This window comes from Pseudomonas sp. R45(2017) (assembly GCF_002112305.1).
GTDB lineage: Bacteria > Pseudomonadota > Gammaproteobacteria > Pseudomonadales > Pseudomonadaceae > Aquipseudomonas > Aquipseudomonas paraglycinae.
In genome coordinates this window covers 99,810-123,268 of record NZ_NEHH01000004.1, presented here as the reverse complement: position 1 = coordinate 123,268, position 23,459 = coordinate 99,810, and the positions used below count along the sequence as shown (strand labels likewise).

Annotated in this window: 20 protein-coding genes; 13 read left to right on the top strand and 7 right to left on the bottom strand. The window is 61.7% G+C overall.

The genetic code is table 11. The features are described from left to right. Positions 1 to 62: 62 nt before the first annotated feature. The gene (locus tag CAF74_RS10650) at positions 63 to 863 is read left to right on the top strand and encodes a phosphatase PAP2 family protein (protein ID WP_085746342.1); all 801 of its coding nucleotides are present in this window, start codon (positions 63 to 65) and stop codon (positions 861 to 863) included. A gap of 67 nt (positions 864 to 930) precedes the next feature. Here CAF74_RS10650 and CAF74_RS10645 read toward each other — a convergent pair whose 3' ends face one another. Further along, positions 931 to 1,338: an RNA-binding S4 domain-containing protein gene (locus CAF74_RS10645; RefSeq protein ID WP_007952687.1), complete on the bottom strand. Its 408-nt coding sequence runs from the start codon at positions 1,336 to 1,338 to the stop codon at positions 931 to 933. A gap of 116 nt (positions 1,339 to 1,454) precedes the next feature. Here CAF74_RS10645 and CAF74_RS10640 point away from each other — a divergent pair, with 116 nt between their 5' ends. From CAF74_RS10640 to rimK, 3 genes are all read left to right on the top strand, one after another. Then, positions 1,455 to 2,234, top strand: a complete 780-nt coding sequence (locus CAF74_RS10640) for an EAL domain-containing protein (RefSeq protein ID WP_007952688.1) — start codon at positions 1,455 to 1,457, stop codon at positions 2,232 to 2,234. A gap of 75 nt (positions 2,235 to 2,309) precedes the next feature. Next, positions 2,310 to 2,729 carry an ATP-dependent zinc protease gene (locus CAF74_RS10635; protein WP_230737646.1) on the top strand — a complete coding sequence of 140 codons (420 nt, stop codon included), beginning with the start codon at positions 2,310 to 2,312 and terminating at the stop codon, positions 2,727 to 2,729. Further along, positions 2,726 to 3,631 carry a 30S ribosomal protein S6--L-glutamate ligase gene (rimK, locus tag CAF74_RS10630; RefSeq protein ID WP_007949201.1) on the top strand — a complete coding sequence of 302 codons (906 nt, stop codon included), beginning with the start codon at positions 2,726 to 2,728 and terminating at the stop codon, positions 3,629 to 3,631. Before CAF74_RS10635 ends, rimK begins: the two co-directional genes overlap by 4 nt. An 84-nt stretch (positions 3,632 to 3,715) precedes the next feature. Here the strand turns inward: rimK and CAF74_RS10625 are convergent, their stop codons facing one another. Both CAF74_RS10625 and ompR read right to left on the bottom strand, forming a co-directional pair. Next, positions 3,716 to 5,029 carry an ATP-binding protein gene (locus CAF74_RS10625; RefSeq protein WP_007952691.1) on the bottom strand — a complete coding sequence of 438 codons (1,314 nt, stop codon included), beginning with the start codon at positions 5,027 to 5,029 and terminating at the stop codon, positions 3,716 to 3,718. A gap of 114 nt (positions 5,030 to 5,143) precedes the next feature. Continuing rightward, complete coding sequence (gene ompR / locus CAF74_RS10620; RefSeq protein WP_007952694.1) at positions 5,144 to 5,884, bottom strand: two-component system response regulator OmpR; 741 nt, start codon at positions 5,882 to 5,884, stop codon at positions 5,144 to 5,146. Positions 5,885 to 6,244: 360 nt separating this feature from the next. Here ompR and CAF74_RS10615 point away from each other — a divergent pair, with 360 nt between their 5' ends. The 7 genes from CAF74_RS10615 (at position 6,245) to tauD (ending at position 14,621) form a co-directional block, all read left to right on the top strand. Beyond that, positions 6,245 to 8,569: a Tex family protein gene (locus CAF74_RS10615; RefSeq protein ID WP_085746341.1), complete on the top strand. Its 2,325-nt coding sequence runs from the start codon at positions 6,245 to 6,247 to the stop codon at positions 8,567 to 8,569. Next, positions 8,569 to 8,952, top strand: a complete 384-nt coding sequence (locus tag CAF74_RS10610) for a PaaI family thioesterase (protein WP_085746340.1) — start codon at positions 8,569 to 8,571, stop codon at positions 8,950 to 8,952. The genes CAF74_RS10615 and CAF74_RS10610 overlap by 1 nt, the downstream gene beginning before the upstream one ends. Positions 8,953 to 9,166: 214 nt before the next feature. Beyond that, complete coding sequence (gene gshA / locus CAF74_RS10605; protein ID WP_085746339.1) at positions 9,167 to 10,750, top strand: glutamate--cysteine ligase; 1,584 nt, start codon at positions 9,167 to 9,169, stop codon at positions 10,748 to 10,750. A gap of 346 nt (positions 10,751 to 11,096) precedes the next feature. Further along, positions 11,097 to 12,074 carry a taurine ABC transporter substrate-binding protein gene (tauA, locus tag CAF74_RS10600; protein ID WP_007952702.1) on the top strand — a complete coding sequence of 326 codons (978 nt, stop codon included), beginning with the start codon at positions 11,097 to 11,099 and terminating at the stop codon, positions 12,072 to 12,074. 16 nt (positions 12,075 to 12,090) lie between these two features. Continuing rightward, the gene (tauB, locus tag CAF74_RS10595) at positions 12,091 to 12,885 is read left to right on the top strand and encodes a taurine ABC transporter ATP-binding subunit (RefSeq protein ID WP_011331959.1); all 795 of its coding nucleotides are present in this window, start codon (positions 12,091 to 12,093) and stop codon (positions 12,883 to 12,885) included. Further along, positions 12,882 to 13,721, top strand: coding sequence for a taurine ABC transporter permease TauC (tauC, locus tag CAF74_RS10590; protein WP_064382739.1), 840 nt, complete (start codon positions 12,882 to 12,884; stop codon positions 13,719 to 13,721). The genes tauB and tauC overlap by 4 nt, the downstream gene beginning before the upstream one ends. A gap of 57 nt (positions 13,722 to 13,778) precedes the next feature. Continuing rightward, entirely contained in the window at positions 13,779 to 14,621 is an 843-nt protein-coding gene (gene tauD / locus CAF74_RS10585) for a taurine dioxygenase (RefSeq protein WP_085746338.1), read from the top strand. Between the two features lie 234 nt (positions 14,622 to 14,855). Here tauD and mgrA read toward each other — a convergent pair whose 3' ends face one another. The 3 genes from mgrA to CAF74_RS10570 are packed head-to-tail and all read right to left on the bottom strand — an operon-like array spanning position 14,856 to position 19,476. Further along, positions 14,856 to 15,893, bottom strand: coding sequence for an L-glyceraldehyde 3-phosphate reductase (gene mgrA / locus CAF74_RS10580; protein WP_085746337.1), 1,038 nt, complete (start codon positions 15,891 to 15,893; stop codon positions 14,856 to 14,858). Between the two features lie 39 nt (positions 15,894 to 15,932). Further along, positions 15,933 to 17,252, bottom strand: a complete 1,320-nt coding sequence (locus CAF74_RS10575) for an LLM class flavin-dependent oxidoreductase (RefSeq protein ID WP_085746336.1) — start codon at positions 17,250 to 17,252, stop codon at positions 15,933 to 15,935. 1 nt (position 17,253) lies between these two features. After that, positions 17,254 to 19,476, bottom strand: coding sequence for a TonB-dependent receptor (locus CAF74_RS10570; RefSeq protein ID WP_085746335.1), 2,223 nt, complete (start codon positions 19,474 to 19,476; stop codon positions 17,254 to 17,256). Between the two features lie 206 nt (positions 19,477 to 19,682). Here CAF74_RS10570 and CAF74_RS10565 point away from each other — a divergent pair, with 206 nt between their 5' ends. Both CAF74_RS10565 and CAF74_RS10560 read left to right on the top strand, forming a co-directional pair. Continuing rightward, on the top strand, positions 19,683 to 20,720 hold the full coding sequence (locus CAF74_RS10565; protein ID WP_085746334.1) for a LacI family DNA-binding transcriptional regulator: 1,038 nt from the start codon (positions 19,683 to 19,685) through the stop codon (positions 20,718 to 20,720). 113 nt (positions 20,721 to 20,833) lie between these two features. Further along, complete coding sequence (locus CAF74_RS10560) at positions 20,834 to 21,094, top strand: hypothetical protein (protein WP_007952727.1); 261 nt, start codon at positions 20,834 to 20,836, stop codon at positions 21,092 to 21,094. Between the two features lie 23 nt (positions 21,095 to 21,117). Here the strand turns inward: CAF74_RS10560 and betT are convergent, their stop codons facing one another. Next, complete coding sequence (betT, locus tag CAF74_RS10555; protein WP_165369568.1) at positions 21,118 to 23,079, bottom strand: choline transporter BetT; 1,962 nt, start codon at positions 23,077 to 23,079, stop codon at positions 21,118 to 21,120. Positions 23,080 to 23,459: the final 380 nt, after the last annotated feature.

The following is a 23,459-nucleotide window of genomic DNA, read 5'->3' as shown; positions in this document are numbered from 1 at the left end:
ATGAAAATCCCGCGCTTCTGGCATCCTTTTTGATGCCGATGTTCAGCCACGGGAGGCATTTTATGAACAATCCGGGTTTGTTCCAATCAAGGTGGAACCTCGGCCGGCTGGTTCTGTGCAACGTTGTGCCATTGGCACTACTGGCTTTCTGGTTATGGCCTACGGGTCAGATGCTGTGTGTGATTTTCGACGAGTGGCTGTTCCGCTCACTCAATGCACCGCTGGCCAGCAACCCCATATGGCTCCACATCTGGGCAATTGCAAGTCTGCGACCGTTCGACATCGTCGTCGGCCTGATTCTGCTGGCGCTGCTTATCAAGGGCGACTGGGTGTTCAGGGCGATTGACGTGCGTCGCGCCTTTTTCGGATTTTTTTCGATCCTGCTGCTGATGGTGGTGATCCGCGCGCTGTTTTCCAAGTTCGCCGATCACATGGGCTGGCAGCACAGCAGCCCGTCGATGGTGCTCGAAGGTGCCGTGCATATCAGCGATTACTTCCCGCATCTGGAGAAGACCTGGGAACTGAAGGACCGCTCGAGCCAGAGTTTCCCCGGTGACCACGCCTCGGTGCTGCTGATCTGGGCGCTATTCATGGGCGTGTTCAGCCGTACGGCTGGTCAGTTTCTGGTGATCTGGGGTCTGGCACTGCTGTTCATGTTGCCGCGTCTGGTCGCCGGTGCTCATTGGGGCCAGGACGATTATATCGGCGGCATGCTGCTGGCGGTGTGGGCACTGGGCTGGGGTTACTACACGCCGTTTGCTTATCACGCGGCGAACTTCTGGTTGAAGGTCACGGCGCCGGTTTTCCGGCTGCTGGGCAAACTGCCGATGGTTTCGCGGATGAGTGTGGTGTCCGCGCAGTAATCAACGGTTACTGAAAAAAACGCAGCCGCCGGCGGGTCTTGAACCCAGGCCGGCAGGCTGCGTTTTTTTATTCGCCGCTACTGTTCCCACGAAATTTAAACAGATCCCGACGCTGCTTCTTGCTCGGTTTACCGTCGGTGGTCACGCCCAGGGCGCCCGCCTTGCGCATCGCCGCAGCCGCTTCACGTTTGGCAATACTCGCCTCGGTCTCGGCATACAGCGTCTGCGCCTCAGGTGCGCCGCGACGCACAATCGACAGGGCCTGAACCACAACGGTCTTCTCATCGAAGCCCGTGCGAATCTCGAACTCATCGCCAATGCGTGGCTCTTTGCCAGGCTTGCAGCGCTCTCCCCGACAATGCACCTTGCCGCTCTCGATGGCAGCCTTGGCCAAAGCGCGAGTCTTGAAAAAACGCGCGGCCCACAGCCACTTGTCGAGACGGACCTTGTCGTCCTCTTCCTGTTTTTGCGCCATATGAATTCCTCGTTCAGCCAGTAGTCGGAACTGTACTACCGATTCTGTCGGGCGCAAGAATCCGGCCCTCCAGATAAACTGTGATCTTCGCCGGTTCAACGGCATGGAGTGATCGAGTGACCAAATTTCCGTCTTCATTGACCTCGCCCAAATCCGGGTGCCTGGGCTGCCAGCAAAGCGAGCCGCTGGGCTTCGATTTTTCGTTCGCTTATCAGCCCATCGTGGATCTGCGTGACGAGTCGGTGTACGCCTACGAGGCACTGGTTCGTGGTGCGGCTGGTGAAGGCGCTTTAACCGTGTTGGATCAGGTTACAGAAGATAACCGCTACCGTTTCGACCAGCTCTGCCGGACTCGCGCCATCGAAGGCGCAGCCGAGCTTAATATGCAGACACACTTGTCGATCAACTTCATGCCCAACGCCGTCTATCGTCCAGAGTTATGCATTCGCAGCACCTTGGAGGCTGCCAGAAAACACAATTTCCCGATCGACCGGCTGATTTTCGAAACACTGGAAAGCGAGCACGTAGATAACTATCGCCATTTGACCAATATTCTGCGTGAATACCGCGAATTCGGCTTCAAGACGGCCATCGACGATTTCGGTGCCGGCTATTCGGGGCTCAATCTGCTGGCCGATTTCCAACCGGACCTGATCAAGCTCGATATGGCGCTGATCCGCGATATCGACCGTGACCGTGTTCGTCAGGCTATCGTTCGGGGGATTGTCACAATCTGTGCGGAGTTGGACGTTACAGTCATCGCCGAAGGCATAGAGAGTGCGGGTGAACGGGATTTCCTGGCGGACTGCGGAATATTTCTGATGCAGGGTTACTGGTTCGCCAGACCCGCATTCAAAGCGTTAGCCCAGGTGTCCCCTGAAGCGTGGACGCGTTAATCGTTGGTTTTTCCATTGAAGACATTTGACCATTTGACCGTTATCGGTCTGCGCGAGTGGGTGGCGCTTCCGGATCTGGGAGTCGCCGGCCTTCGGGCAAAAATCGACACCGGCGCCAGCACCTCCAGCCTGCATGCCACCGACATCGAGCCGTTCGAACGTGACGGCGAGAAGTGGGTGCGCTTCACCGCGCACCTGGGCACCGTCGTGCAGTTACGCCATCGGCGATGCGAAGCGCCGCTGGTGGCACGCAAGACTATCAAGAGTTCGAACGGTCAGGCCCAGGTGCGCTACGTGATCAGCACCACCCTGGCCTTGGGTGACCGGGTCTGGCCAATCGAGTTCACCCTCGCCTGCCGCAAGTCCATGCGCTATCGCCTGTTGCTCGGTTCCAAAGCCCTGATCGACGGCCAGCTGGTGGTCAATCCGGGCATCAAATATGTACAAGACAAGCCGGTGTTCCCGGTATCTACCTCCTCCACAGGTGTTGCATGAAGATCGCTGTGCTGTCGCGGAACCCGCGTCTGTATTCCACCCGCCGTCTGGTCGAAGCCGGAACCGAACGCGGGCATGAAATGGTGGTGATCGACACCTTGCGCGCCTATATGAACATTGCCAGCCACAAACCGCAGATCCACTACCGTGGCAAACCGCTGGAGGGTTTCGACGCAGTGATCCCGCGGATCGGCGCGTCGGTGACGTTTTATGGCTGCGCCGTGTTGCGCCAGTTTGAAATGATGGGGGTGTTTCCGCTCAACGAATCGGTGGCCATCGCCCGCTCGCGGGACAAGCTGCGTTCGTTGCAGCTGCTGTCACGACGGGGCATCGGCCTGCCGGTGACCGGGTTCGCCCACTCGCCGGACGACATTCCCGACCTGATCGACATGGTCAACGGTGCGCCGCTGGTGATCAAGGTGCTGGAAGGCACCCAGGGGATCGGCGTGGTGTTGTGTGAAACCGCGACGGCGGCAGAGTCGGTGATCGAGGCGTTCATGGGCCTGAAGCAGAACATCATGGTGCAGGAATACATCAAGGAGGCCGGCGGCGCCGATATCCGCTGCTTCGTGGTCGGCGACAAGGTGATCGCGGCGATGAAGCGTCAGGCCAAGCCCGGCGAGTTCCGCTCCAACCTGCACCGGGGCGGCAGCGCCAGCCTGATCAAAATCACCCCGGAAGAACGCATGACCGCGTTGCGTGCAGCCAAGGTCATGGGCCTGGCGGTGGCGGGTGTGGATATCCTGCGCTCGAACCACGGGCCGCTGGTGATGGAAGTGAACTCGTCACCGGGGCTGGAAGGGATCGAAACCACCACGGGCAAGAACGTGGCGGGGATCATCATCGAGCATCTCGAGAAGAATGGCGGGCCGAACATGACCCGCACAAAAGGCAAGGGATAAAAAACAGCGGCGAGCTACAAGCTGCAAGTGGCGAGTAAAAGCCGCTGTAGCTTGTAGCTTGAAACTTGCCGCTTGAGGCTGCCGTTAAACGGCATCTCTTGGCAGCATCAATCCCAGCGGCAATCGAACCCGTGCTTCCAGTCCGCCACCGGAGCGGTTGCGCAGTTCGACATTGCCGCCGTGCATCGACGCAATCCGCTTCACGATCGCCAAGCCCAGCCCGGTGCCCTTCCCGCCCCGGGCACGATCGCCACGGGTGAACGGGTTGAAGATCGCCTCAAGTTCGGAAGGATCGATCCCCGCCCCACGGTCCATCACGCTCAGCACCACATACGGCGCACTGGTGTCACCGGATACATACGCCGCGACGTCCACGCTGCCGCCAGCATGATTCAACGCGTTGCCAATCAGGTTGTTCAGCAAGCGCTTCATCGACACCCGACGCAACGGAAACGGCTGGATCGGCTCCAGGCGCAGGCGCACTTTCTCTTCGGTCTGGTTATAGGGCGCCGCCACTTCACGCACCAGATCGCTGAGATCCACCTCCTCCACCGACTCGTCCCGACCATCACGAATGAAGGCGAGGAACTGGTCGAGGATCGCGTCCATGTCTTCGATGTCACGCACCATGTCGTCGGTCAGGTCGGTGCGATCGCCCATCAACTCCAGTGACAGCCGCAGACGGGTCAGCGGCGTCCGCAGGTCATGGGATACCCCCGCCAGCATCAGCTCACGCTCGCGACCGGCCTGCTCGACGTCTTCGGCCATCTGGTTGAAGGCGCGATAAACCTCGGCCATTTCGCTGGGGGTGTCGCTGATAGGCAGGCGCACGCTGCGGCCCTGGCCGAGTTGCCGGGCAGCGTAGACCAGACGCTTCAGTGGCTGGTTGAGCTGGCTGACAAAAATCCACGCAGACGCCGTGGACAGCAGGCCGATCGCCAGGAACCAGCCGAGCACGTTCCAGATTTTCTGGCCACGCAACGGGTGTGGATACAGCGGGACTTTCAGCCAGCCATCCCCCAGGCTCGGCGCGCGAACCCACAAGGCCGGCGGCGAGTGCATGCGCAAGCGCACTTCGGTGTCGGCACCCAGTTCCGCCTGCATCTGCCGCTGGTAGATTTCGCTGTACGGCCAGTGCTGTTCGCCTTCCGGCACACCGGCACCGACCACGCGGATCAGGGTCGCGGCATCGGCGATTTTCGCGCGGTTCTCTTCGTCGGCGGCCCAGTAGGCACGCAACGTCAGGGCGACGCCGTGACTGTATTGGCGATCCACCAGCACGTCCTCGTTCATCAACAGATAAACCAGGGTCAATGCCTTGGAAAACAATACGACGATGAGCACCAGCCACAGGGTGCGGGAGAAAAAACTTTGGGGGAACCAGACGGGGGTTTTCATGGATAACCGCTACACACTTGCAGGAGCGAGCAATGCTCGCATATTGCGGATTGCGAGTCTGCGCTGACGGCGTTTCCGACCGTTTCCCGCAGACCCGCTCCTACAAATCACCCATCACTTGGTGGAGTTGCCATCCGGCACGAATACGTAGCCGACACCCCAGACGGTCTGGATGTAGCGCGGCTTGGACGGATCGGGTTCGATCATCCGGCGCAGACGGGAAATCTGCACGTCGATGGAACGCTCAAGGGCATCCCACTCACGGCCACGGGCCAGGTTCATCAGCTTGTCGCGGGTCAGCGGCTGACGAGCGTTCATCACCAGGGCCTTGAGTACCGCAAACTCACCGGTGGTGAGCATGTGCACTTCGTCGCCGCGCTTGAGTTCGCGGGTAGCCAGGGACAGCACGTAATCGCCGAACGTGACGTTTTCTTCTTCACTGCCCGGCGCGCCCGGCACCGGCGCGGCCTGACGGCGCAGCACGGCTTTGACGCGAGCCATCAGCTCGTCCGGGTTGAAGGGCTTGGCCAGGTAATCGTCGGCGCCCAGTTCCAGGCCCTTGATACGGCTCAGTTCGTCGCCCTTGGCGGTAAGCATGATGATCGGAATCTGATTGTTCGCGCCCCGCAGGCGGCGGCAAGCGGTCAGGCCGTCTTCGCCCGGCAGCATCAGGTCGAGGACGACCAGGTTGAACACTTCACGCGACAGCAGACGATCCATCTGCTCGGTATTCGGTACGGCGCGGGCACGGTAGCCCTTGCTGACGAAAAAGCGTTCCAGCAGGCTGCTCAGCCCCGGATCGTCGTCAACGATGAGAATTTTTTCGCCTTCAGCAGTTTGTGCAGTGCTGCTCATTGGATGCTCCTTTTAGCTCGGCGCGCATTATGGCGTAGCTGCCGTTATACGCACCGTGTGCATTGTTAGCAGATTTTTCCTTCACTGCCAGAAAACCGGGGCTTGTGCCTACAGACTGCGTCGCCCCCGAATGACAGAACGCTGGTTATAATGCGCGGCCTTTTGTGTCAGGCAACGTCTGAATCGTTACCGCAGGTGGCCGTCCCTTATTTTCATGGGCGCCGCAGTAATTGTTCGATTTCACGGGTCAATGGGATGCCTTTTGACCCAGGCAGCGGCCAGCATCAAGCCGCCCCACCAGACTCCGGGCCTTTATTTACGCGCCTGCGAGACTGCTTTCACAATTTGTCAGGTGGTTTTATGGACAGCATCAACAGCCGCATCGCCGAGGAACTCGGCGTACGCCCACAACAGGTCGAAGCGGCCGTCGCGCTACTCGATGAAGGCTCTACCGTTCCCTTCATCGCCCGTTACCGGAAAGAAGTGACCGGCAGCCTCGATGACACCCAACTGCGTCATCTGGAAGAGCGTCTGCGCTACCTGCGAGAACTCGACGAACGGCGCATCAGCATTCTTTCCAGCATTCAGGAGCAGGGCAAACTCACCCCTGAGCTGGAGCGCGAAATCAAACTCGCCGACACCAAGACCCGCCTCGAAGACTTGTACCTGCCGTACAAGCAGAAGCGCCGCACCAAGGGCCAGATCGCCCTGGAAGCCGGCCTCGGCGAACTGGCCGACGGCCTGTTCAACGACCCGTCGCTGACCCCGGAAACCGAAGCCGCGCGCTTCGTCGACGCCGAAAAAGGCGTGGCCGATGCCAAGGCTGCACTGGAAGGCGCCAAGTACATCCTCATGGAGCGCTTCGCCGAAGACGCCAACTTGCTGGAAAAACTGCGCACCTACCTGAAGCAGGAAGCCACCCTCAGTGCCCGCGTGATCGCCGGCAAGGAAGAGGAAGGCGCGAAATTCCGCGATTACTTCGAACACGACGAACCGCTGAAAAGCATGCCGTCGCACCGCGCGCTGGCGATTTTCCGTGGCCGCAACGAAGGCATTCTCAGCTCCGCGCTGAAAGTCGGCGAAGAACTGCCGGGCACCCTGCACCCGTGCGAAGGCATGATCGGCCAGCACGTCGGCATCCAGAACCAGAACCGTCCGGCCGACAAATGGCTGGGTGAAGTGGTGCGCTGGACCTGGAAGGTCAAGCTCTACACCCACCTGGAAACCGACTTGCTGGGCGAGCTGCGCGACGGCGCCGAAACCGAAGCGATCAACGTGTTCGCCCACAACCTGCACGACCTGCTGCTGGCCGCCCCGGCCGGTCCGCGCGCGACTCTGGGCCTCGACCCGGGCCTGCGTACCGGTTGCAAGGTTGCGGTGGTCGACTCCACCGGCAAGCTGCTGGATCACGCCACGGTTTACCCGCACGTGCCGCACAACAAATGGGATCAGACCATCGCCATCCTGGCCGCCCTGTGCGCCAAGCACTCGGTCGATCTGATCGCCATCGGCAACGGCACCGCCAGCCGTGAAACCGACAAACTGGCGATCGAACTGATCAAAAAATACCCGGCGATGAAAATGACCAAAGTCATGGTCTCCGAAGCCGGCGCATCGGTGTATTCGGCATCGGAACTGGCAGCCAAGGAATTCCCGGATCTGGACGTGTCGATCCGTGGCGCGGTATCGATCGCCCGTCGTCTGCAGGATCCGCTGGCCGAACTGGTGAAAATCGATCCGAAATCCATCGGTGTCGGCCAGTACCAGCACGACGTGTCGCAGCTGAAACTGGCGCGCGGCCTGGACGCCGTGGTCGAGGACTGCGTGAACGCCGTGGGCGTGGACGTAAACACTGCCTCCGTGGCGCTGCTGGCGCGGATCTCCGGCCTCAACGCGACCCTGGCGCAAAACATCGTGGCCCACCGTGACGAACACGGCGCGTTCAAGACCCGCGCGGCCTTGAAGAAAGTCGCGCGTCTGGGCGAGAAAACCTTCGAACAGGCCGCCGGCTTCCTGCGTGTGATGAACGGCGACAACCCGCTGGATTCCTCGGCCGTTCACCCGGAAGCCTATCCGCTGGTACAACGCATCGCCGCTGAAACCGACCGCGACATTCGCTCGCTGATCGGTGACGCGGCGTTCCTCAAGCGTCTGGATCCGAAGAAATTCACCGACGAGACTTTCGGTCTGCCAACCGTCACCGACATTCTGCAGGAACTGGAAAAACCGGGCCGCGACCCGCGTCCGGAGTTCAAGACTGCCGAGTTCCAGGAAGGCGTCGAGGACCTGAAGGACCTGCAACTGGGGATGATCCTCGAAGGCGTGGTGACCAACGTGACCGCGTTCGGTGCGTTCGTCGACATCGGCGTGCATCAGGACGGTCTGGTGCACATTTCGGCGCTGTCGGAGAAGTTCATCAAGGATCCGCGCGAAGCGGTGAAGGCCGGTGACGTGGTGAAAGTGAAGGTCATGGAAGTCGACATCCCGCGCAAGCGCGTCGGCCTGTCGATGCGCATGAGCGACACCCCGGGCGAGAAGATCGATGGTGCCCGTGGCTCGCGTCCGGGCTCGGCGCCACGCCAGTCGCAGGGTTCGGCGCCACGCAAGGAAAGCACCCCGGCGGCTCCGGTGAATAACGCGATGGCGTCGCTGTTTGCCAACGCCAAGCAGTTGAAGAAACGCTGATGGATATGCCAGCCGGGCTCGTCGAGAGCGCGTTTTTCAAGCTGTTGGGCTGCCGCCTGCACAGCCTGGAAACCGGGGTGGCGCAAGTCGTCCTGGCGCTGGAACCCGAACTGCGCAATCGCGGCGGCAAGCTGCACGGCGGCGCGCTGTTCAGTCTGGTCGACATCGCCATGGGGCTGGCCTGTTCCAGCACCCACGGCTTCGACCAGCAGAGCGCGACCATCGAGTGCAAGATCAACTACATCCGCGCCGTCTCCGAGGGCGAGGTGATGTGTACGGCGCGGGTGATCCACCCGGGCCGGCGCACGCTGGTGGTCGAAGCCGACGTGATGCAGGGCGACAAACTGGTCGCAAAAGCGCAAGGCACGTTCGCTGTCCTGTAGATGTTGTTCATCATTTTGAGTTAATTTCGGCGCTGTGATCGCAGCGTCGGAGTTTTCCTCGCCCGCGTCTGCCAGATTCAGGGACTGAAGTTGGCGTTTCCAATGGGGCTTTCATGGCCCGAAAACCAGGCGAAAACGCCAGTTTCAACTTCACCCTTGTAGACCGTCCTGCCCACCCCCATATTGGGGCGACTGACGCGTGAAGGAATCCAAATTGAGCGAACTTCTCAACCGCCGCCTGGCTCTGCTCGGCGAGCGCGCTAACCTCTCTCTGCTTGAGCAGTGCCTTCACGGTATCGAACGTGAATGCCTGCGCGTGAACGGCGAAGGCCGCCTGGCCCAAACGCCGCACCCTGAAGCCCTGGGTTCCGCGCTGACCAACGAACAGATCACGACCGACTATTCCGAGTCGCTGCTGGAGTTCATCACGCCTGCCCTGCCAGACCCGGCCGATACCCTGGCGAGCCTGGACAAGATTCATCGCTTCGCCTACAGCAAGCTCGGCAACGAGTACCTGTGGAGTCCATCGATGCCGTGCCCGTTGCCGGCCGAGGAAGATATCCCGATCGCCTATTACGGCACCTCCAACATCGGTCAGCTCAAGTACGTCTACCGCAAGGGCCTGGCCCTGCGTTACGGCAAGACCATGCAGTGCATCGCCGGGATTCACTACAACTTCTCCCTGCCGGAAAAACTCTGGCCGTTGCTCAAGGAAGCCGAAGGCTTCATCGGCACCGACCGGGATTTCCAGTCGTCGTCCTATATCGCGCTGATCCGTAACTTCCGCCGCTACAGCTGGCTGCTGATGTACCTGTTCGGTGCCTCGCCGGCGCTGGACGCGGGTTTCCTGCGCGGTCGTGCGCACCAGTTGGAACAGCTGGATCCCGACACCCTGTACCTGCCCTACGCCACCAGCCTGCGCATGAGCGACCTCGGTTACCAGAGCAACGCCCAGGCCGGTCTGACCCCTTGCTACAACGACCTGGCGAGCTACACCGACAGCCTGCGCAAAGCGGTGGCCACGCCGTACGCGCCGTACGTCGAAGTCGGCACGCACCAGGATGGCGAGTGGGTGCAACTGAACACCAACATCCTGCAGATCGAAAACGAGTACTACTCGAACATCCGCCCGAAACGCGTGACCTACACCGGCGAGCGGCCGATCCAGGCCTTGATGGCCCGTGGCATTCAGTACGTCGAAGTACGCTGCCTGGACATCAACCCGTTCCTGCCGATGGGCATCGACCTCACCGAGTCGCGCTTCCTCGACGCGTTCCTGCTGTACTGCGCGCTGAACGAAAGCCCGCTGCTGACCAACAACTCCTGCGGCAACGCCACCTCCAACTTCCTCAGCGTGGTCAAGGAAGGTCGCCGTCCGGGCCTGCAATTGCAGCGCGACGGCCAACCGGTGGAGCTGAAGGAATGGGCCGCCGAACTGCTGGAAAAAATCGCTCCGCTGGCGGCGCTGCTGGATCAAAGCCACGGCGGCGATGCCCACAGCAAGGCGCTCGATGCGCAACTGGCCAAGGTCAAGGATTCGTCCCTGACGCCTTCGGCTCAGGTGCTGGCGGCGATGGCCACGCACAAGGAAAGCTTCGCGCAATTCTCCCTGCGCCAGAGCCAGGCCCACGCCGAGTTCTTCCGCAGCGAACCGTTGGCGGCTGAGGAACAGGCGAAGTTTGAAGAACTGGCGCGTTCGTCGCTGGCGCAACAGGCTGACCTTGAGCAGAACGAGGTGGGCGATTTCGACGTGTTTGTCGGGTCGTATCAGGCGAGTATTTTAGCGATCAGCAACTGATTGATCGGCGTTGGATCGCAGCCCCCTCACCCTAGCCCTCTCCCGGTGGGAGAGGGGACTGACCGCAGTGTTTATCAGAGCTACGCCGACTTGAAATACCGAGCCGAACTCCGATTGTGAAAAGCCCTCGATCGGCTCCCTTTCCCCCTCGCCCCCTTGGGGGAGAGGGCTGGGGTGAGGGGGTAAGGATTTCAAGTCCGAACCGATAATCCGAAAAGCCCCCACTCTCCCACGCTTAGATTTTTCCGCTCATAAGCTCATTCTAAAAAGTTATTTATTTTTAGATTCTTAGATCATTTAGTCTCCTTTCACGCCGACGCTCGGTCGCCTGATATGGAGCTCTTCAATGAAACTGAATTTCCCGCTTCGCCTGCTGGCCGTGGCCTCTCTGGCTGCTGCGAGTTTCCTGGCTCAGGCCGCCGACCTCACCGTCGCCTACCAGACCACCGTTGACCCGGCGAAAGTCGCCCAGGCCGACGGCGCCTATGAGAAAGCCACCAAGGCCGACATCAACTGGCGCAAATTCGATAACGGTGCCGACATCATCGCCGCCATCGCCTCCGGCGACGTGCAGATCGGCTACCTCGGTTCCAGCCCGCTGACCGCTGCAATCACCCGCAAAGTCCCGGTGGAAACCTTCCTCATCGCCACCCAGATCGGCGCCGCCGAAGCACTGGTCGCCCGCGACGGCTCCGGCATCAAGACCCCGCAGGATCTGGTCGGCAAGAAAATCGCCGTGCCGTTTGTGTCCACCGGTCACTACAGCCTGCTCGCCGCGCTGAAGCACTGGAACATCGACCCATCAAAAGTCACCGTCCTCAACCTCGCCCCGCCAGCGATCATTGCTGCGTGGAAACGCGGTGACATCGACGCCACCTACGTTTGGGATCCGGCGCTGGGTGTGGCCAAGGAAAACGGCAAAGTGCTGATCACTTCCGGTGAACTGGCCAAGTTCGGCGCACCGACCTTCGACGCCTGGATCGTGCGCAAGGACTTCGCCGAGAAGCACCCGGAAATCGTCACCGCCTTCGCCAAGGTCACCCTCGACGCCTACGCCGACTACCGCAAGGATCCGAAAGCCTGGCTGGCCAATCAGAGCAACGTCGACAAGCTGGTGAAACTCTCCGGCGCCAAAGCCAGCGACATCCCATTGCTGCTGCAAGGCAACGTCTACCCGCTGGCAGCGGATCAAGTCAGCGACCTCGGCGCTCCGACCACCAAAGCCATCACTGACACCGCTGCGTTCCTCAAGGAGCAAGGCAAGGTCGAAGCGGTACTGCCGGACTACGCGCCGTACGTCAGCGCCAAGTACATCACCAATTGATCGGGAGTTAACTGCGATGGCCTTGCTACAGCTGGAGCGCATCAGCGCACAGTATCCCGGCAGCCCGGAACCGGTACTGTCCGACATTTCCCTGACCCTCGGCCCTCAGCAATTGCTGGTGGCCCTCGGCCCGTCCGGCAGTGGCAAGACTTCGCTGTTGAACCTGATTGCCGGTTTCGTCGAACCGAGCGCCGGCCGCATCACCCTCGACAACGTGCCGGTCAAAGGTCCGAGCGCCGAACGCGGCGTGGTGTTCCAGGACGACGCCCTGTTGCCCTGGCAGGACGTGCTGGCCAACGTCGCTTTCGGTCTGGAACTGGCCGGTGTGGCCAAGGACAAACGCGAACAGCGCGCTCGGGAAATGCTCGCACTGGTCGACCTTTCCGGTTTTGAACACCGTCGCATCTGGCAGCTTTCCGGCGGCCAGAAGCAACGCGTTGGCCTGGCCCGCGCCCTCGCCGCCGATCCGCGTGTGTTGCTGATGGACGAACCCTTCGGCGCCCTCGACGCCTTCACCCGCGAACAGATGCAGGAGCTGTTGCTGCAAGTCTGGCAACGCACCGCCAAACCGGTGTTCCTGATTACCCACGACATTGAAGAAGCGGTGTTCCTCGCCACTGACCTGATTCTGCTCGCGCCGAATCCGGGGCAGATCGTCGAGCGCCTGCACCTCGACTTCGGCCAGCGCTACGCCGCCGGCGAATCGGCGCGGGCGATCAAGTCCGATCCGCGCTTCATCGAAACCCGCGAACACGTGCTGGCCAAAGTGTTCTCGCAACGCAGCGCCGTTCAGCGGCAGGAGCGCGCATGAGCAGTTACGACGTTTCCGCCACCGCCGTGAAACCCGCCGCCACATCGGTGGTGATTCCCGTGCGCCGCAGCCTCAGCACCCGCTGGATCAGCCTGCTGACCCTGTTCGCGTTGCTGGTGATCTGGTGGGCCGTGACCGCCACCGGCCTGATCGAACCGCTGTTCCTGCCGCCACCGTCCGCCGTGCTGCAAAAAGGCTGGTTGCTGGCGACCACGGGCTACATGGATTCGACGTTGTGGCAGCACCTGGGCGCCAGTCTGAGCCGCATCGGCCTGGGCCTCGGTTTTGCGATTCTGACCGCGGTGCCGGTGGGCATTGCCATCGGCGCCAACCGCATCGCCCGTGGTGTGCTCGATCCGCTGATCGAGTTCTACCGGCCGATTCCGCCGCTCGCCTATTTGCCGCTGATCGTGATCTGGTGCGGCATCGGCGAGTTGTCGAAAGTGCTGCTGATCTATCTGGCGATTTTTGCCCCGATCGCGATTGCCACCGCCACCGGCGTGCGCACCGTCGACCCGGCCAAATTGCGCGCCGCACAGTCGCTGGGCGCCACTCGCGCACAACTGATCCGCCATGTGATTTTGCCAAGCGCCCTGCCAGACATTCTGACCGGTGTGCGCATTGGTCTGGGTGTCGGCTGGTCGACTCTGGTCGCTGCCGAACTGATCGCGGCCACCAGCGGCCTGGGCTTCATGGTGCAGTCGGCGGCGCAGTTCCTGGTCACCGATGTGGTGGTGCTGGGGATTCTGGTCATCGCCCTGATCGCCTTCGCGATGGAGATGGGCCTGCGCGCCCTGCAACGCAAACTGGTGCCGTGGCACGGCCAGGCCCACTGATTTTTCAGCACTGACTACCCCGACAGTTTCGGGGCCCCGGAATTGAAGAGAACCACCATGAGCAGCCTGAACATCACCCCTTTAAGCTCGGCCCTCGGCGCACAGATCAGCGGCGTCGACATCAGCCAGCCGCTGAACCTGGAACAGCGCGACACCATCGAGCAGGCACTGCTCAAATACCAGGTGCTGTTCTTCCGTAATCAACCGATCGAGCCGTCGCAGCAGGCGCGTTTCGCCGCTTACTTCGGCGATCTGCACATTCACCCGATCTACCCGAACGTGCCGGAACAGCCGGAAGTGCTGATCCTCGACACCGCCGTCACCGACGTGCGCGACAACGCGATCTGGCACACCGACGTGACCTTCCTGCCGACCCCGGCCATGGGCGCGGTGCTCAGCGCCAAGCTGCTGCCGGAATTCGGTGGCGACACATTGTGGGCCAGCGGGATTGCCGCGTATGAGGCGCTGTCGGCGCCGATGAAAGCGCTGCTCGAAGGGCTGACCGCAACTCACGATTTCACCCGCTCGTTTCCGCTGGAACGCTACGGCAACACGCCGGAAGCACTGGCGCAGTGGGAAGCGGCACGGCGCAAGAATCCACCGCTGTCGCACCCGGTGATTCGCACGCATCCGGTGAGCGGACGGCGTTCGCTGTTCGTCAGTGAAGGGTTCACGTCGAAGATCAATGAGCTGTCGGAATCCGAGAGCGAAGCGGTGTTGAAGTTCTTGTTCGCGCATGCGACGCGGCCGGAGTTCACCATTCGCTGGCGCTGGCAGAAGGACGACATTGCGTTCTGGGACAACCGCGTGACCCAGCATTACGCGGTGGATGACTACCGGCCGGCGCGGCGGGTGATGCAGCGGGCTACGGTGTTGGGGGATGTGCCGTTTTTTCGTTGAGCCTTTAACGCCAGAGCAAAATCAAGAGCCCCCTCACCCTAACCCTCTCCCGGAGGGAGAGGGGACTGACCGAGGTGTTTTGTCGCTATACACCGACCTGAAATATCGAATCGAACTCAGGTTTGAAAAGCACGGAGATTTGCTCCCTTTCCCCCTCGCCCCCCTGGGGGCGGTCCGACGTTTCGGGAGGGCTGGGGTGAGGGGGGATCTATCTGACCCACCCCCCAGTTTCGATCACTCCGCCGTCGAAGGCTTCTCCCAAAGATTGATCCCGCCCTCCTGAGCAAACCGGTCAATCTCCGCCAACTCTTCCGCACTGAAGCTCAGATTCTTCAACGCCCCGACGTTCTCGACAATCTGCTCCGGCCGGCTCGCGCCGATCAGCGCCGAAGTCACCCGAGGATCCCGAAGTGTCCACGCCAGCGCCAGTTGCGCCAGGCTCTGCCCACGACGTTTGGCGATTTCATTCAACGCCCGCACATGAGCAATGTTGGCCTCGGACAAGTGCGAAGACAGCAACGAGCCACCGCCCGGACGATTGACCCGCGCATCCGCCGGCACGCCGTTGAGGTATTTGTCGGTCAGCAAACCTTGCGCCAGCGGAGTGAATGCAATCACGCCGGTGCCGAGTTCGTCGGTGGTGTCGAGCAGGTCCTTTTCCACCCAGCGGTTGAGCAGGTTGTACGCCGGTTGGTGAATCAACAGCGGCACTTTCCACTCTTTGAGCAACGCGGCGATTTCGCGGGTTTTCACCCCGGAGTACGACGAGATACCGATGTACAACGCCTTGCCCTGCTGCACCGCAGTGGCGAGGGCGCTGGCGGTTTCTTCCAGCGGGGTGTCCGGATCGAAGCGGTGCGAATAGAAGATATCCACATAGTCCAGGCCCAGGCGTTGCAGGCTCTGGTCGAGGCTCGCCAGCACGTATTTGCGCGAACCACCACCCTGGCCGTAAGGACCGGGCCACATGTCCCAGCCGGCCTTGCTGGAGATGATCAGTTCATCGCGGTACTGCTTGAAGTCTTCGCGTAGCAGACGGCCGAAGTTGATCTCGGCGCTGCCGTAGGGCGGGCCATAGTTGTTGGCCAGGTCGAAGTGGTTGATGCCCAGGTCGAACGCCGTGCGCAGCAACGAGCGCTGGGTGTCGATCGGCGTGCTGTCGCCGAAGTTGTGCCACAGGCCCAGGGACAGCGCCGGCAGCACCAGACCGCTGCGTCCGACGCGGCGGTAAGGGATGGAGTTGTAGCGATTCTCGGCAGCGGTGTAAGTCATCGAATCCTCTCTTGTCGGTCTTGAATCGGGTGTCGATTGCTACGCAAATCTATTGCCGGGCCGGGCGAGGCCAAGGTTCTGGCGCAAGGTCCGGCCCTCGTATTCGGTTCTGAACAGCCCACGCCGTTGCAGTTCCGGGACCACGCCATTGGCGAAGTCTTCGAGCCCGCCGGGCAGGTGCGGCACCAGCACATTGAAGCCGTCCGCCGCGCCCTGCTCGAACCACTCCTGCAAGCGGTCGGCAATCTGCGCCGGAGTGCCGACGACGCTGTAATGCCCGCGACCGCCAGCGATTCTGCGACCCAGTTCGGCCAGGGTCAGATGCTCCCGGCCGGCCAGTTCGGTCAGCAGTTTCTGTCGGCTTTGCTGGCCGCTGTCAGTCAGCGGCAATTCCGGCAGCGGCCCGTCCAGCGGGTACTTCGACAGATCGAAGTTGCCCAGCATACGCCCAAGAAGGGCGACGCCAACCTCGGGTTCGACCAATTGCTGAAACGTTTCACATTTTTCCTGCGCTTGGGCTTCCGTCTGCCCGACCACGACAAACACGCCGGGCATGATTTTCAGCGAATCGGCACTGCGTCCGTACTTCGGCAAGCGGCCCTTGAGGTCGGCGTAGAAGGCTTGGGCGCTGGCCAGTGAAGTCTGCGCGGTGAACACCACTTCGGCCGTCTGCGCCGCCAGTTCACGCCCGGTTTCCGACGAGCCGGCCTGCACGATCACTGGCTGCCCCTGTGGCGAACGCGCGACATTCAGCGGGCCTTTGACCTTGAAGTGCTCGCCGACGTGATTCAGCACGTGCAGTTTTTCCGGGTCGTAATACGCGCCGCTGGCTTTGTCGCGAATGAAGGCATCGTCCTGCCAACTGTCCCAGAGACCCGTGACCACCTGATGAAATTCCCGGGCGCGGCTGTAGCGTTCGGCATGGCCGATGTGTTCGTCGCGGCCAAAATTCTGCGCTTCGGCGGCGTTGTCCGAGGTCACCAGATTCCACCCCGCTCGCCCGCCCGACAGGTGATCGAGCGAAGCGAACTTGCGCGCCACGTGGTACGGCTCGTTGTAGCTGGTGGTGGCGGTGGCGATCAGGCCGATGTGCTCGGTCACTGCGCTCAACGCCGAGAGCAACGTCAGCGGTTCGAAGTGATCCGAACGGGCCATGCGGCTGGCGATTTCCTGGGTCGGGGCGGCGACGCTGTCGGCGACGAACAGAGTGTCGAACTTCGCTGCCTCGGCAATCTGCGCCAGCCGTTTGTAATGGGCGAAATCCAGCCCGGCGTTGGCCGGCACTTCCGGGTGACGCCACGCGGCAACGTGGTGCCCGGTGGCCATGAGGAACGCGCCGAGTTTCAGCTGTCTGCTCATCTCAGAAGTCCTTGCGCAGTTGCACGCCGAAGTAGCGCTCGTCGTCACGCGGCACGGCGCGGTAGATGTAGTTGCCACCGCTGGCGAGCAATGGCGAATACGACTTGTCGGTGAGGTTCTTGCCGAGTAATGCCACGCGCCAGCCATTGGTGTAATCGGCCAGGGCCACACTGGCATTCCAGAGGCCGTAGGCGCCCTGTTTGGTGTCGGCGTTCTGGCTGATGTCGTACTGCACTTCGCTCTGCCAGCTGTAATCGGTGCCGAGTTCGATATCCAGGCCGTTATCCAGCGGGATGGTGTAGTCGGCGCGCACGTAGCTTTTCCAGTCCGGGCTGAACGGCAGCGGTTTGCCGTTGACGTTGCACGACGCCGCCGCGCCCGCCGGGCAGGCGAACTCGTCGATGCGGGCGCGGGTGTAGGCCAGCGCGCCGGAGAACTTCAGTTGCTGGGTCGCCTGCAGGGCGAAATCAAGTTCCACACCCTCGGTGCTGACGCTGCCGGCGTTGATCAGGCGCGTTACGACTTGCCCGGCGACGGTGTCGAAAAAGTTCGCCTGATAGTTGTCGTAGTCGCTGTGGAAAACCGCCAGGTTGGTGGTCAGGCGATTGTTCCAGGACGAGGCTTTGATCCCCGCCTCCCAGGTGTTGGAGGTTTCCGGTTTCAGTGCTTCGGTGTCGCGTGGCTGCATGTTGAAGAACACGTTGTAGGCCGGACCTTTGTAGCCACGCGAATAGGTCAGGTAGGTGGTGACGGTATCGCTCAGGTCGTACTGCAAACCGAGCCGGCCGGACCAGCCGTCCTCGTCCACCGAACCGGAACTGCGGGTGGCCGGTTGAATGCCGCTGACGGTGGTGGCGGACGTAGAGACGCGACGGTGATCGTATTCGAGATTGTCGTGGGTGTAGCGCAGGCCGGCGATGCCACGAAAGTTCGAGGTGAAATTCAGCGTGCTCTCGCCGAACACCGCATAGCTGTCGCTGGTGGTGCTGTAATCGGCGACGCCGCGATCTGTCCGTGTGGTGGTCAGCGTGCGCTGATAGGTTTCCTCGTCCTTGCCGTGCATGTAGAACAGGCCGCCGACGTATTCGAGGAACTCGCCTTTCGGCGACGCCAGACGCAGCTCCTGCGAGTACTGGTCGAACGCCAGATCGCCCTTGTCCGCTGTGCCGGGGAACGCGGCCGTTACCGTACCGAGGCGGTCGCCGTCCTGATACTGAGTGTTGTCCCAGCCACGCCACGCGGTGATCGAGGTCAGGGTGTAATTCCCCAGTTGCCAGTCGAGCTGGCCGGACAGGCCCTTGTTGGTGTCCTCGACGTGGGAGCGGGTGTCGGTGTTGATGTCGCGATTGTGGCTGGTGGCACTCACCGGACTCAGCGCATTGGCGAAGGCCGGGGTCAGTGCCTTGGTCACGACGCCGTTCGGGCCGTCATCGTGGGACTGCATGTAGTCGGCAATCAGGGTGAAGGTGATGTCGTCGTTCGGAGTGAATTCCAGTTTGCCGCGCACGCCGCGATGGTTGTAGCCGTTGACCTCCTGACCGTTGTGCTGGTTGTCGACGTTGCCGTCGTAGCTGCCGAACAAGGTGCTGATCGAGCCCTTGAGCGTGTCCGGAATCAGGCTGCCGCCAATGCCGAAACGGGTGCGGCTTTCGTTGCCGCTGTAGTACGACTGATCGATGTAGCCGTGGGTCTCGGCGGTCGGCGCCTTGCTGGTGATGTTCAGCACACCGGCCGAGGCGTTCTTGCCGAACAGCGTGCCTTGCGGGCCGCGCAGGACTTCGACGCGTTCCAGGTCCAGCAGATCGAGAGTGGATTGGCCGGGGCGCGCATAAACCACGCCATCAATCACCGTGGCCACCGTCGGTTCGACGCCCGACGAGGTGGAAATCGTCCCCACGCCGCGCACGAACAACGAGGTGTCCTTGTTCGATGCGCCAGTGCGGAAATTCAGCGACGGCACCTGCTGGACGATGCTCGCCACGCTGTTGCGGTTGTCGCGTTCCAGCTGCTCGCCGTCGATCACCGACACCGCCACCGGCACCTTTTGCAGCGACTCTTCGCGGCGGGTGGCGGTGACCGTGACGGACTTGAGTGTCGGCTCCTGATCGGTGCTGTCCGCGGCGAACGCGGCGGGCAGCGGCAGCGCAGCCAGCCCGGTGAGTAGCCAGCCCGCAGCGCGGATCGATTGCGCCAGTTTATGTGTCGCCCCAGGAATGTTGTGCATGTTTGCCCGCTCGAAAAGTTGCCCTGAACCGCTGCCGTTCTGCGACGACAGCGCCTGTCTCGGTGTCTTGGGCATTCGCTCGAGCGAGTAGCAGACAACGCGCTTTGTTAGCGCTAACATCGCCAGTATTGGCAAGCCGGACATAGACCGTCCAATACTGAAAAATTACTTTTATATGCGTTTTGGTTTTTAAGAAGGATCGAGCCTTGAGCGAAGAAAAGCCCCGCAAACGCCGTGGCGCCGGTCGCGTGACCCTCAACGCGGTGGCGCGCCAGGCCGGTGTTTCGGCGATCACCGTGTCGCGCTACTTCAACCAGCCGGAACAGGTCTCGCCCGAACGCCGCGAACGGATCGCGGCGGTGGTCGCCGAGCTGGGATACGTGCCGAATCTGGTGGCCGGCGGGCTCGCCTCGGCGCGGGGGAAAATCGTCGGCATGGTGATCCCGAACATCTCCGGGCCGATCTTCGCCAACACCATTCAGGGCTTCAGCGACACCCTCAGCCGTCACGGCTATCAGCTACTTCTGGCCTCGAGTTACTTCAGCGCCGAGCAGGAAGAAAACGCGGTGCGGGCATTCCTCGGCTGGTCGCCGGCAGCGTTGGTGGTCACCAGTCACTTCCATAGCGCGGGCACGGAAAAGATGCTCGCCGAGGCAGATATCCCGGTGATCGAAACCTGGGATTACCAACCGGAGCGTGAGCCGATGCAGATCGGCTTTTCTCACTTCGAAGTAGGTGTCAGCGCCGCTCGTTATCTGCACGACAAAGGCTATCGACGCATCGCCTTCGTGCAGAACAGCGCACCCGGCGACTTCAGCGCACTGGAACGCCGCGACGGTTACGCCGCGACCGTGCGCAAGCTAGGACTTGAGCCCTGGGTATTCGCACCCGACGCCGATCGCGCCCCGTTCGAGGCCGGCAAGCAAGCGATGGAAGCACTGATGAACGCCTCCCCACGCCCGGACGCGATCATCTTCGCCAACGACAACCTCGCCGCCGGCGGCCTGCTCGCCGGACAACGCGCCGGCCTCAACATCCCCGAAGACTGCGCCGTCCTCGGCTTTGGCGACTACCCGTTCGCCGAGATGCTGCTGCCGAGCCTGAGCACGATCAAACCGCCGGCGCTGGAGATCGGCGTACTGGCAGCGACGCGGGTGCTGGAAAGCCTTGGCGTGTTGCCGAGCGATGAGGTGCAGCGGCTGAACCTGCTGCAGTGCACGGTCATTGAGCGGGAAAGTACCTGACGAATATGGCGTGGGCGGGTTTGGCTATGCTCTAAATGAAACCGAGGTGGCGCCTTCGCGGGCTTGCCCGCGAAATCGTCCGATCAAACACCGCACATCCCGCAGGCACATCCATGCACACCGCAATCATCATCTTCTTCGGCCTGATCCTGCTGGCGCTGATGTTTTACATCGGCGAGCGCATCGGCTTCAGTCGGCAGACGCTGGCCTATGGTTTCGCGGCGTTGTGGCTGGCGTTGACGGTGATCAATGGTGCGGTCGGTGTGGTCCACGCCGGGCAGCCGTTGGGTTCGGAGATTGCGATCGGCAGCGCCGTTTATGGCGTGCCGCTGGCGGCGATGGTGTTGTTCATGGTGCTGAGCGCCGAGACCTGAATCGTCCCGGCGCCCTGCCCCGATCAACGCACCAGATGCAGGAACTGCATGTGCCGTTCGTACTGGTCGAGGATGTCGTTGATGATCTGCTCTTTCGTGTAACCGACCAGATCGTAGTCCTGACTGCCCTCGCTCAAGTGCACTTCAGCGCGGTAGTAGCGGCGATTGTTGAGCTGCTTGGAGCCCATGCCGCCACGGGCGAACGACGGCGTGAAGTAGCCGCGCATCTGCACCTGGTAGATGAACGGGTGCTGTTCACCGTGACCGATTTCCAGGCTGACGCTGTCGTGCGCCGGATCCGGTTGGGTGACCACGTTCAGGCCTTTCTCGGCGAACACGGCCGTCACTTCTTCGATGGCCGGTTTCACCGTGGTGTCCATGAAGCGGTACACCTCGTCGCGCGACGGGAAGTGCACGGCCTGGCTCAGACGCTGACGCCAGCCGCCCTTGCCCCGCCGTGAACCGGACACCGGCGCCAGCGAATGCAGTTGCGCGATCTGCTTCTGCGACTCCAGGTAGAACGCCTTGTGCAGGCCCCACATCATCAGCAGCAGAATCAGCGAGAACGGCAAGGAGGTCAGCACCACCGCCGACTTCAGCGCATCGATGCTGCCGGAGAACAGCAGCGCGCTGGTGATCAGCGCGGTCATCGCGCCCCAGAACACCCGCAGCCATTTCGGCCCGTCTTCATCCGGGTTACCGCCCTTCGCCGACAGGGTCGAGAGCACCACGGTGCCGGAGTCGGCGGAGGTGACGAAGAACACGAAGCTGATGAACACCGTTACCGCGATGACGGTCTTGCTCCACGGGTAGGTTTCCAGCAGCAGGTAAAGGGTCATCGACGGGTTGTCGAGGGCCGACATGCCAAGTGCCGACATACCGTGATTGAGCACCTGGTCGATGGCGCTGTTGCCGAAGATCGACATCCACGCCAGGGTGAAACCGAGCGGAATCAGCAACACGCCGAAGACGAATTCGCGGATGGTCCGACCACGGGAAATCCGTGCGATGAACAGGCCCACGAACGGCGACCACGCGATCCACCAGGCCCAGTAGAACACCGTCCAGCCGCCGAGCCAGTCGCTCGGTTTGTCGTAGGCGTAGAGGTCGAAACTCTTCATCGGCAAGGCGCCGAGGTAGTCGCCCAGGTTCTGGATCAGGGTGTTGAGCAAATGCTGGGTGGGGCCGGCGAACAACACGAACAGCAGCAGCGCACAGGCCAGCAGCATGTTGATGTCGGACATGACCCGCACGCCTTTATCCACACCCGAGACGGCGACGATGATCGCCGCGCCCATCATCAGCGTGATCAGGCCGACCTGAATCCACTGGGTGTGGGCGATGCCGAACAGATAGTCCAGACCGGAGTTGAGATGGAGCACGCCGAAGCCCATGTCCGCACCGAGGCCGAACACCGTGGCGATGATGCCGAAGCCGTCCACGGCGTAGCCGATGGGGCCGTTGATGCGCTTGCCGATCAGCGGGTACAGCGCCGAGCGCAGCGCCAGCGGCAGGTTATGCCGGTAGGCGAAATACGCCAGCGCCATGCCGACAAAGGCGAACACGCCCCAGCCGTGCAGGCCCCAGTGCAGAAAGAGAATCTGCATCGCCTGACGCGCCGCCTCCGGGGTGCCAGCCTCGCCTTGGGGCGGCTGAAGCATGTGGGTCAGCGGTTCGGACACGCAGAAGAAAAACAGCGTGATGCTGATCCCGGCGGCGAACAGCATGCCGGCCCAGGACAGGTAACTGAATTCGGGTTCGTCGTGGTCGGCACCGAGCTTGATCTTGCCGTAGCCCGATAACGCGGTGACCACCACGAAGACCAGATACAGGGTCATCGCGAGCATGTAGTACCAGCCGACCGTATTGGCCGCCCAGTTTTGCGCTTCGAGAAGCCAGGCGCCGGCCTGTTCCGGCATGGCGATGACCGTCAGCCCAAACAGCAGGATCACCGTCGCGGCGAACCAGAACACCGGCGGATTCATGCGCACCAGACCGCTGGCGGGGGTGGACGATGCACTCATGAACGGTGCACCTCAAGGGGTTGGAAAATGGCTGAAATGATCGGACTCAGCAAAGGCAAGCCTCCTGTTGTGAGCGGGCAGCGAACCGCCGGTTTAACTTGAATGAACGTTCAAGTTAAACATGGATAGTACGCTCAGGACTAATCGCAGGGCTCAGCGGTACCTTTCGTACGCTAGCTCAAGGTTGGGTATGACGGGGGTTTGGGCGGATTCGTTCAGTGGAAAAATCAAAGTCAAAAGCGCCCTCACCCTAACCCTCTCCCGGGGGGAGAGGGGACTGATTGGGGGATGCTTGAGAGTTTCGCCGACCTGATCTTGCTGTACCGAATCCATAATCGACT